Origin of the sequence: Nocardioides phosphati, assembly GCF_014646375.1 — a bacterium.
In the GTDB taxonomy this organism is placed as follows: Bacteria; Actinomycetota; Actinomycetes; order Propionibacteriales; family Nocardioidaceae; genus Nocardioides; species Nocardioides phosphati.
The window spans coordinates 312,082-321,573 of the sequence record NZ_BMNI01000004.1 but is presented as its reverse complement, the minus strand read 5'-3'; the positions used below and the strand labels follow the sequence as shown (position 1 = coordinate 321,573).

At 70.6% G+C, this 9,492-nt stretch carries 9 protein-coding genes; all 9 read left to right on the top strand.

Going from position 1 to position 9,492, the window contains the following annotated elements; genetic code table 11:
- Nucleotides 1-278 precede the first annotated feature (278 nt).
- Genes IEX47_RS11005 through nuoI form a run of 9 tightly spaced genes read left to right on the top strand, consistent with a single transcriptional unit; the run spans nt 279 to nt 9,492 of the window.
- A complete protein-coding gene (locus IEX47_RS11005) occupies nt 279-635 on the top strand; it encodes an NADH-quinone oxidoreductase subunit A (RefSeq protein WP_188784031.1) in 357 nt (118 codons plus the stop codon).
- Nucleotides 636-647: 12 nt separating this feature from the next.
- Nucleotides 648-1,208, top strand: a complete 561-nt coding sequence (locus IEX47_RS11000) for a NuoB/complex I 20 kDa subunit family protein (RefSeq protein WP_188784030.1) — start codon at nt 648-650, stop codon at nt 1,206-1,208.
- On the top strand, nt 1,201-1,932 hold the full coding sequence (locus tag IEX47_RS10995; RefSeq protein ID WP_188784029.1) for an NADH-quinone oxidoreductase subunit C: 732 nt from the start codon (nt 1,201-1,203) through the stop codon (nt 1,930-1,932). The genes IEX47_RS11000 and IEX47_RS10995 overlap by 8 nt, the downstream gene beginning before the upstream one ends.
- Nucleotides 1,932-3,266 carry an NADH-quinone oxidoreductase subunit D gene (locus IEX47_RS10990; RefSeq protein ID WP_188784028.1) on the top strand — a complete coding sequence of 445 codons (1,335 nt, stop codon included), beginning with the start codon at nt 1,932-1,934 and terminating at the stop codon, nt 3,264-3,266. Before IEX47_RS10995 ends, IEX47_RS10990 begins: the two co-directional genes overlap by 1 nt.
- Nucleotides 3,263-3,883, top strand: a complete 621-nt coding sequence (gene nuoE, locus IEX47_RS10985; RefSeq protein WP_188784027.1) for an NADH-quinone oxidoreductase subunit NuoE — start codon at nt 3,263-3,265, stop codon at nt 3,881-3,883. The genes IEX47_RS10990 and nuoE overlap by 4 nt, the downstream gene beginning before the upstream one ends.
- Nucleotides 3,880-5,193 (top strand): NADH-quinone oxidoreductase subunit NuoF, encoded by a 1,314-nt coding sequence (nuoF, locus tag IEX47_RS10980; protein ID WP_188784026.1) that lies wholly within the window; start codon nt 3,880-3,882, stop codon nt 5,191-5,193. Before nuoE ends, nuoF begins: the two co-directional genes overlap by 4 nt.
- Nucleotides 5,190-7,604 carry an NADH-quinone oxidoreductase subunit G gene (locus IEX47_RS10975; protein ID WP_188784025.1) on the top strand — a complete coding sequence of 805 codons (2,415 nt, stop codon included), beginning with the start codon at nt 5,190-5,192 and terminating at the stop codon, nt 7,602-7,604. Before nuoF ends, IEX47_RS10975 begins: the two co-directional genes overlap by 4 nt.
- Nucleotides 7,601-8,917 carry an NADH-quinone oxidoreductase subunit NuoH gene (nuoH, locus tag IEX47_RS10970; protein WP_188784024.1) on the top strand — a complete coding sequence of 439 codons (1,317 nt, stop codon included), beginning with the start codon at nt 7,601-7,603 and terminating at the stop codon, nt 8,915-8,917. The genes IEX47_RS10975 and nuoH overlap by 4 nt, the downstream gene beginning before the upstream one ends.
- Nucleotides 8,917-9,492 (top strand): NADH-quinone oxidoreductase subunit NuoI, encoded by a 576-nt coding sequence (gene nuoI, locus IEX47_RS10965; protein ID WP_188784023.1) that lies wholly within the window; start codon nt 8,917-8,919, stop codon nt 9,490-9,492. Before nuoH ends, nuoI begins: the two co-directional genes overlap by 1 nt.

Genomic DNA, 9,492 nt, shown 5'->3' with positions numbered 1-9,492 from the left:
AAGGATTCACCCGGTGGCCGCGCCTACGTTGGAGGCACGCGCTCACTCAGGACGTCGTACACCACTCTGCTGGACTCCACTGCCGCCGCCCGCCGCCCGGCGTACGCCCGGCACCACCACAACGGCGAGTGCCGATCACTGGCATCGCGCACCTCACAGCCGGAATGTCCGGGTTGCCGGACACCCCGTCGACCCGCCTCCTTGCGCATGACCGCCACATCCCTAGACTGTGACCCGGGCCACTTAGTGAACCGATTCACAAGCGCGCAGGAGGGTGTGTGGAGCTCTACGTTCCCGTGTTGGCACTGGCGGTGCTGGCGGGTGCATTCGCCATCGGATCCGTCGTGATGAGCAGCTTCACGGGCCCGAAGCGCTACAACCGCGCCAAGCTCGACGCGTACGAGTGCGGCATCGAGCCGACGCCCAACGCGCTGAGCGGCCGCTTCCCGGTGAAGTTCTTCATCATCGCGATGCTCTTCATCGTCTTCGACATCGAGATCGTCTTCCTCTACCCCTGGGCGGTCCATCTCGACGCCCTGGGCTGGTTCGGCCTCGCGGAGATGGCGGTCTTCCTCGGCACGGTGTTCGTGGCCTACGCGTACGTGTGGCGCCGCGGCGGACTCGACTGGGACTGAGGCAACAACACAATGGGTCTAGAAGAGAAGCTCCCCAGCGGAGTCCTGCTGACGACGGTCGAGGGGCTCGCCGGCTACATGCGCAAGGCGGCGTTCTGGCCGGCGACGTTCGGCCTGGCCTGCTGCGCGATCGAGATGATGACGAGCGGCGGCCCGAAGTACGACCTCGGCCGGTTCGGCATGGAGGTCTTCCGGGCCTCCCCGCGCCAGGCCGACCTGATGATCGTCGCGGGTCGCGTCAGCCAGAAGATGGCCCCGGTGCTGCGCCAGATCTACGACCAGATGGCCGAGCCGAAGTGGGTGCTCGCGATGGGCGTCTGCGCGAGCTCCGGCGGCATGTTCAACAACTACGCGATCGTCCAGGGCGTCGACCACGTCGTCCCCGTCGACATGTACCTCCCCGGCTGTCCGCCTCGCCCGGAGATGCTGATCGACGCGATCCTCAAGCTCCACGACCAGGTCCAGCACGGCAAGCTCGGCGCCAACCGCACCGCGCAGATCCGCGACCTCGAGGCCGAGGGCCTGATCGCCACTCCCACCAGCCTGATGAAGGGCCGGATGCGCGGTGAGTGACACCACCCCCGGCGGTCCGGGCAAGGACCCGCAGCCGGCCACCCACGAGCCGAGCTCGCCCGAGATCGAGGCGACCACCGACTCGACCTCCGGCTTCGTCCGCAGCCCCGCCGTCGGCGTACGCAAGGGTATGTTCGGTGCCCGGGACGGCGGCGACACCAGCGGCTACGGCGGGCTCGTCGCGCCGATCGTCTACCCCGGCCAGGCCGAGCGCCCGTACGGCGGGTGGTACGACGTCGTCGCCGACTCGCTCGAGGGCCTGGTCGAGCGCGTGGTCATCCACCGTGGCGAGATCACCTTCCACGTGGCCCGCGAGCACCTGCAGAACGCCATGCAGACGCTCCGCGACGAGCAGCGCTTCGAGTTCTGCGCGGGCGTCAGCGGTGTGCACTACCCCGACGACGCGGGGCGCGAGCTCCACGCGGTCTACAGCCTGCTGAGCATGACCCACAACCGGCGGATCCGGGTCGAGACCACGACGCCCGACAGCGACCGCCACCTGCCCAGCTGCGTCGCGACCTACCCGACGCTCGACTGGCACGAGCGCGAGGCGTGGGACTTCTTCGGCCTGGTCTTCGACGGTCACCCGGCGCTCACGCGCATCCAGATGCCCGACGACTGGCCCGGCCACCCGCAGCGCAAGGACTACCCCCTCGGCGGCATCCCGGTCGAGTACAAGGGCGGCACCGTCCCGCCGCCGGACCAGCGGAGGTCCTACTCCTGATGACTGACCCCTACGCAGCGACCAGCACCGAGACCACCGAGGGCCGTGTCTTCACGGTCGGCGGCCAGGACTGGGACGACTTCACCGACGAGCTGAACCCCGACGCCAGCGAGCGCGTTGTCGTCAACATGGGCCCGCAGCACCCGTCGACCCACGGCGTGCTCCGGCTGATCCTCGAGCTCGAGGGCGAGACGGTGACCGAGGCCCGGTGCGGCATCGGCTACCTCCACACCGGCATCGAGAAGAACATGGAGTTCCGCAGCTGGGTCCAGGGCGTCACGTTCTGCACCCGCATGGACTACCTGTCGCCGTTCTTCAACGAGGCGACGTACTGCCTCGGCGTGGAGCGCCTCCTCGACATCGAGGACCAGGTCCCGGAGAAGGCGCAGGTCATGCGCGTCCTCCTGATGGAGCTCAACCGGATCTCCTCCCACCTGGTCTGCATCGCCACCGGCGGCATGGAGATCGGCGCGCTGACCGTCATGACGATCGGCTTCCGCGAGCGCGAGCTGGTCCTCGACCTCTTCGAGCTGATCACCGGCCTCCGGATGAACCACGCGTTCATCCGTCCCGGCGGCGTCGCCCAGGACCTCCCGCCGGGTGCGCTCGACGAGATCCGCAGCTTCGTCGCGCTCATGCGCAAGCGCCTCCCCGAGTACGCCGCGCTGTGCAACGCCAACCCGATCTTCAAGGCGCGACTGTCCGGGGTCGGCCACCTCGACCTCGAGGGCTGCCTGGCCCTCGGCATCTCCGGGCCGGTGCTCCGCTCCGCCGGCTACGCCTGGGACCTCCGCAAGACCTCGCCGTACTCCGGCTACGAGGACTACGACTTCGACGTGATCACGTGGGACACCGCCGACGCCTACGGCCGCTTCCGGGTGCGCCTGGCCGAGATGGAGGAGAGCCTGCGCATCGTCGAGCAGGCCGCCAACCGCCTCGCCGACCTCGAGGGCGCTCCCGTCATGGTCGCCGACAAGAAGATCGCCTGGCCCAGCCAGCTCGCGATCGGCGCCGACGGCATGGGCAACTCCCTCGACCACATCCGCCACATCATGGGCGAGTCGATGGAGGCGCTGATCCACCACTTCAAGCTGGTGACCGAGGGCTTCCGGGTCCCGCCCGGCCAGGCCTACGTGCCGATCGAGAGCCCGCGCGGCGAGCTCGGCGCCCACGTCGTGTCCGACGGCGGCACCCGCCCGTTCCGCGTGCACTTCCGCGACCCGAGCTTCACCAACCTGCAGGCGACCAGCGTGATGAGCGAGGGCGGCGCAGTCGCCGACGTCATCGTCGCGATCGCCTCGATCGACCCCGTGATGGGAGGCGTGGACCGGTGAGCATCAACGCCACGACGTACGCCGAGCTGCAGGAGATCGCCGGGCGCTACCCGCAGGCGCGCTCGGGCCTGCTGCCGATGCTCCACCTCGTGCAGTCGGTCGAGGGGCGCGTGACGCCGGAGGGCATCAACGCCTGCGCCGAGATCCTCGGGCTGACGGCGGCCGAGGTCAGCGGTGTCGCGACCTTCTACACGATGTACAAGCGCAAGCCGGTCGGCGAGCACCACGTCGGCGTCTGCACCAACACGCTCTGTGCGGTCATGGGCGGCGACCAGATCTTCGCCGAGCTCAAGGAGCACCTGCAGGTCGGCAACGACGAGACGACCGCCGACGGCAAGGTCACCCTCGAGCACGTCGAGTGCAACGCGGCCTGCGACTACGCGCCCGTCGTGATGGTCAACTGGGAGTTCTTCGACAACCAGACGCCGGCGTCCGCGAAGCAGCTGGTCGACGACCTCCGCGCGGGCCGCGAGGTCACCGCCTCCCGCGGCGCGAAGATCTGCTCCTGGCGCGAGGCCGAGCGCGTGCTCGCCGGCTACGACGACGGCCGCGCCGATGAGGGCCCGTCCGCGGGCGACGCCTCGCTCGCCGGCCTCAAGACGCTGGAGGGCAAGTGAGCTCCCCGATCACCCCGGTCCTGACGGCCAACTGGGGCACCGACCGCAGCTGGACCCTCGACGCCTACACCCGGCAGGGTGGCTACCAGGCGCTCGCCAAGGCGCTGACGAAGAGCCCCGACGAGGTCGTCGCCGCGGTCAAGGACTCCGGCCTCCGCGGCCGTGGTGGCGCCGGCTTCCCGACCGGCATGAAGTGGGGCTTCCTCCCGCCGTACGACGAGGCCAACCCGACGCCGCGCTACCTGGTGGTCAACGCCGACGAGTCCGAGCCGGGCACCTGCAAGGACATCCCGCTGATGATGGCCTCGCCGCACACCCTCGTGGAGGGCGTGATCATCAGCAGCTACGCGATCCGCGCGAAGCAGGCCTTCATCTACGTGCGCGGCGAGGTCCTCCACGTGATCCGCCGCCTGCGCGCCGCCGTCGCCGAGGCGTACGCCGCGGGCCACCTCGGCCCGGACAGCCCGGCCGGGGTGGACCTCATCGTCCACGCCGGTGCCGGTGCCTACATCTGCGGCGAGGAGACCGCGCTCCTCGACTCGCTCGAGGGTCGCCGCGGCCAGCCGCGCCTGCGCCCGCCGTTCCCGGCCGTGGCTGGTCTCTACGCGCGACCGACCGTCATCAACAACGTCGAGTCGATCGCCTCCGTGCCGGCGATCATCGGCAAGGGCGCCGACTGGTTCGCCAGCCTCGGCACCGAGAAGTCCAAGGGCTTCGTCATCTACTCGCTGTCGGGCCACGTGACCCGCCCGGGCCAGTACGAAGCGCCGCTCGGCATCACGCTGCGCGAGCTGCTCGACCTGGCCGGGGGAGTGCGCCACGGGCACCAGCTGAAGTTCTGGACCCCCGGCGGCTCGAGCACCCCGATCCTCACCGACCAGCACCTCGACGTCCCCCTCGACTACGAGGCGGTCGGCGCCGCCGGCTCGATGCTCGGCACCCGCGCCCTGCAGGTCTTCGACGAGACCACCTGCGTCGTACGCGCGGTGCTGCGCTGGTCGGAGTTCTACAAGCACGAGTCGTGCGGCAAGTGCACCCCGTGCCGTGAGGGCACGTGGTGGCTGGTGCAGGTGCTGACCCGGCTGGAGAACGGCCAGGGCAACGCCGCCGACCTCGACCAGCTCCTCGACCAGTGCGAGAACATCGCCGGCCGCTCCTTCTGCGCCCTCGGCGACGGTGCGACCTCGCCGGTGGTGTCGTCGATCCAGCACTTCCGCGACGAGTACCTCGCCCACCTCGAGCACGGGGGCTGTCCCTTCGACGCCGCAGCCTCCACCGCGTGGGCCCCGCGCCAGGAGGTGCACGCATGAGCACGCCCGCGACCACGCCCGGCGCCACGCCGGCCATCGCCGACGACAAGGTCACGCTGACCGTCGACGGCATGAGCGTGACGGTGCCGAAGGGCACGCTCGTCATCCGCGCCGCCGAGCAGGTCGGCGTGCAGGTCCCACGGTTCTGCGACCACCCGCTGCTCGCGCCGGTCGGTGCCTGCCGCCAGTGCCTGGTCGAGGTGCCCGACGGCGGCAACGGCCGCCCGATCCCGAAGCCGCAGGCCTCCTGCACCCTCACCTGCGCCGAGGGCATGGTCGTCGAGACCCAGGTCTCCAACCCGGTCGCCGAGAAGGCGCAGCGCGGCGTGATGGAGCTGCTGCTGATCAACCACCCGCTCGACTGCCCGGTCTGCGACAAGGGTGGCGAGTGCCCCCTGCAGAACCAGGCGATGTCGTCCGGCCAGGGGGAGTCCCGGTTTGCCGCGCAGGGTGGCGTCAAGCGGACCTTCGAGAAGCCGATCCCGATCTCCCCGCAGATCCTCCTCGACCGCGAGCGCTGCATCGTCTGCCAGCGCTGCACCCGCTTCGCCGCCGAGATCCCCGGCGACCCGGGCATCGCGCTGATCGAGCGTGGCGCGCGCCAGCAGATCGGCACGGCCACGGACGCGCCGTTCGACTCCTACTTCTCCGGCAACGTCGTGCAGATCTGCCCGGTCGGTGCGCTGACCAGCGCCGACTACCGGTTCCGCGCGCGGCCGTTCGACCTGGTCTCGAGCCCGAGCATCGCCGAGCACGACGCCTGCGGTGCGGCGATCCGGGTCGACCACCGCCGGGGCAAGGTCGTCCGCCGGCTCTCCGGCAACGACCCGGAGGTCAACGAGGAGTGGATCTCCGACAAGGACCGCTACGCCTTCCGCTACCAGCGCCCGGCGGCCCGGCTCCAGCACCCACTGGTCCGTGACGCCGAGACCGGTGAGCTCCGCGCTGCGTCGTGGCCCGAGGCGTTCACCGTCGCCGCGCGTGGCCTGGCTGCCGCGAAGGCGGCGGGCGGTGTCGGCGTACTCACCGGTGGGCGGCTGACCGGCGAGGACGCCTACGCGTACTCGAAGTTCGCCCGCGTCGTCCTCGGCACCAACGACATCGACTTCCGCGCCCGCCCGCACTCCGCGGAGGAGGCGCAGTTCCTCGCCTCCACGGTCGCGCTCAGCAACGACGTCCAGTACGCCGACCTCGACCGCGCCGCGTCCGTCGTCCTGCTCGGCCTCGAGCCCGAGGACGAGGCCGGCACGCTCTTCCTCCGGCTCCGCAAGGCCGTGCGAGCCAACGGCCTCCGCGTCGTCGCGGTGGCGCCCTTCGCCAGCCGCGGCCTGCTGAAGCTCGGCGGTCAGCTCGTCCAGGCCGCGCCCGGCGAAGAGGCCGGGGCGATCGCCATGCTCGAGGGCATCGGCGCCGACACCGTGCTTCTGGTCGGCGAGCGCCTCGCCTCGTCGCCCGGCGCGCTCTCCGCGGCCACCGCGCTCGCCGCCACCACGGGCGCACGGCTGGCCTGGGTTCCTCGCCGTGCCGGTGACCGTGGTGCCGTCGAGACCGGCTGCCTGCCCAACCTGCTGCCCGGCGGCCGCCCCGTCGAGGAGCCGACCGCCCGCATCGACCTCGGTGCGGCCTGGGGCGTCGAGCACCTGCCCGCAGGCATCGGACGCGACGGCGACGCGATCCTCGCCGCGGCTGCCGCCGGCGAGCTCGCTGGCCTGGTCATCGGCGGTGTCGCTGCCGAGGACCTCGCCGACCCGGCCCACGCGCTCGCCGCGATCGACGCGGCCGGCTTCGTGGTCAGCCTCGAGCTGACCGAGACCAGCGTGACGCGCCTGGCCGACGTCGTCCTCCCGGTCGCTCCCGTGACGGAGAAGGCCGGCATGTTCGTGACCTGGGAGGGCCGTCCGCGGACCTTCGCGAAGATCTTCGACGTGCCGGGCTCGATGCCCGACCTGCGGGTGCTGGCCGGCATCGCCGACGAGATGGGCACGACGCTGGGCTTCGCGACCACCGACGGGGCCCGCGCCGAGATGGAGCAGGTCGGCCCGTGGGACGGTGAGCGCCCGGCGGCTCCCTCCGAGAAGCCGGCTCCCGCGCGCAAGGTGCTCAAGACCAAGCTCGCGCTCGCGACCTGGAAGCAGCTCGTCGGCCACGGCTCGCTGGTCGAGGAGGGCTCGGTCCTCCTCGAGACGCAGCGTCCCGCGGTCGCCCGGATCACCGCCGAGACCCACGAGATGCTCCGCGGCGCCACCGAGGTGACGCTCACCGGTGACCGGGGCCAGGTGACGCTGCCGGTCGAGGTCGCGGACCTGCCCGAAGGCGTCGTCTGGGTGCCCGCCAATGCCTGGCCGGGCGGCGTCCTCGCCACCCTCGCCGGGCCCGGTGCCTCCGTCTCGGTGAAGGGAGTCCAGCGATGATCTCGCTCCTGGCGATCAGCGCGGCTGCGCCCGAGGACCTCTCGGCGTTCGGCAAGGACCCGTGGTGGCTGATCCTGGCGAAGGTGCTGGCGATCTTCCTCGTGCTGGTGCTGCTGACCCTCTTCAACATCTGGTTCGAACGCCGCGTGGTCGCGCGTATGCAGCACCGCATCGGCCCCAACGTCCACGGTCCCTTCGGCCTGCTGCAGTCGCTCGCCGACGGCGTGAAGCTGGCGCTGAAGGAGGACATCATCCCGAAGGCCGCCGACGTGGTGGTCTTCGTGCTGGCGCCCGTGATCGCGGCGATCCCGGCGTTCATCACGTTCTCGGTGATCCCGTTCGGGCCCGTCGTCGGGCTCCCGTTCACCGACCGCACCACGCCGCTGCAGCTCACCGACATGCCGATGGCCGTGCTCTTCGTGATGGCGATCGCGAGCATCGGCATCTACGGCATCGTGCTCGGCGGCTGGGCATCGGGGTCGACGTACTCCCTGCTCGGTGGTCTGCGCTCGAGCGCGCAGATGATCTCCTACGAGGTCGCGATGGGCCTGAGCCTGGTGGCCGTCTTCCTCTACGCCGGCTCGATGTCGACGAGCACGATCGTCGCTGCGCAGGACCACGTGTGGTTCGGCTTCGTGCTGCTGCCCAGCTTCGTCATCTACGTGATCTCCATGGTGGGTGAGACCAACCGCGCGCCGTTCGACCTGCCGGAGGCCGAGGGCGAGCTCGTCGGCGGCTTCCACACCGAGTACTCCTCGCTGAAGTTCGCGCTCTTCTTCCTCGCTGAGTACATCAACATGGCGACGGTCTCTGCGCTCGCGACGACGCTCTTCCTGGGCGGCTGGCGCGCGCCGTTCGGCATCGCCCACGTCTGGGCCGGCGCCAACCAGGACTACTGGCCGCTGCTGTGGTTCTTCGGCAAGATCCTGCTCTTCATCTTCTTCTTCGTCTGGCTCCGCGGCACCCTGCCCCGCCTGCGCTACGACCAGTTCATGGCGTTCGGCTGGAAGGTGCTGATCCCGATCTCGCTGGTGTGGATCATGCTCGTCGCCACCCTGCGCGTCGCCCGCAACGAGGGCAGCTTCGACAACCTCAGCGGGCCGTTCGTCCCGATCGCCGCCGGCGTGGTCATCGTGATCTGCCTCGCGCTGATGTTCTGGCCCGCGAGCGAGAAGAAGCGCCCGACCGACCAGCGCTCCGGCGTACGCCGTGAGGTGCCGCGCGCCGGTGGCTTCCCCGTGCCGCAGCTTCCCGAGAGCGGTGCCGTGCGCGGCGCCGCCGCCCCGCTCGTGTTCGAGGAGAGTGACCGCTGATGGGCGCCAAGGAGACCCTCTGGGACCCGATCGCCGGCTTCGGCGTGACGTTCCGGACCATGTTCAAGAAGCCGGTCACGGAGCAGTACCCCTTCGAGAAGCCGCAGACCGCCCCGCGCTTCCACGGGCGGCACCAGCTCAACCGCTGGCCCGACGGGCTGGAGAAGTGCGTCGGCTGCGAGCTCTGCGCCTGGGCCTGCCCGGCCGACGCGATCTACGTCGAGGGCGCGGACAACTCCGACGAGCTCGACGCCGACGGCAACAGCCAGCGGTTCAGTCCGGGGGAGCGCTACGGCGCGGTCTACCAGATCAACTACCTGCGCTGCATCCTGTGCGGGCTCTGCATCGAGGCCTGCCCGACCCGCGCGCTGACGATGACCAACGAGTACGAGCTGGCCGACGACAACCGTGCCGACCTGATCTACGAGAAGTCCGACCTGCTCGCGCCGCTCGCGCCCGGCATGGAGGCGCCGCCGCACGCGCCGCGCTACGGCGACGAGAAGAACTACTTCCGCGGTGAGTTCGTCGAGGAGCCGGCGCGGCTGACGGACCTGCTCAAGGAGGGCCAGTCTTGA

Excerpts from the sequence above, each read along its gene's own strand:
- IEX47_RS11000 (WP_188784030.1), top strand. The coding sequence starts at position 648 with ATGGGTCTAGAAGAGAAGCTCCCCAGCGGAGTCCTGCTGACGACGGTC.
- IEX47_RS10990 (WP_188784028.1), top strand. The coding sequence starts at position 1,932 with ATGACTGACCCCTACGCAGCGACCAGCACCGAGACCACCGAGGGCCGT.
- IEX47_RS10975 (WP_188784025.1), top strand. The coding sequence starts at position 5,190 with ATGAGCACGCCCGCGACCACGCCCGGCGCCACGCCGGCCATCGCCGAC.
- nuoH (WP_188784024.1), top strand. The coding sequence starts at position 7,601 with ATGATCTCGCTCCTGGCGATCAGCGCGGCTGCGCCCGAGGACCTCTCG.
- nuoI (WP_188784023.1), top strand. The coding sequence starts at position 8,917 with ATGGGCGCCAAGGAGACCCTCTGGGACCCGATCGCCGGCTTCGGCGTG.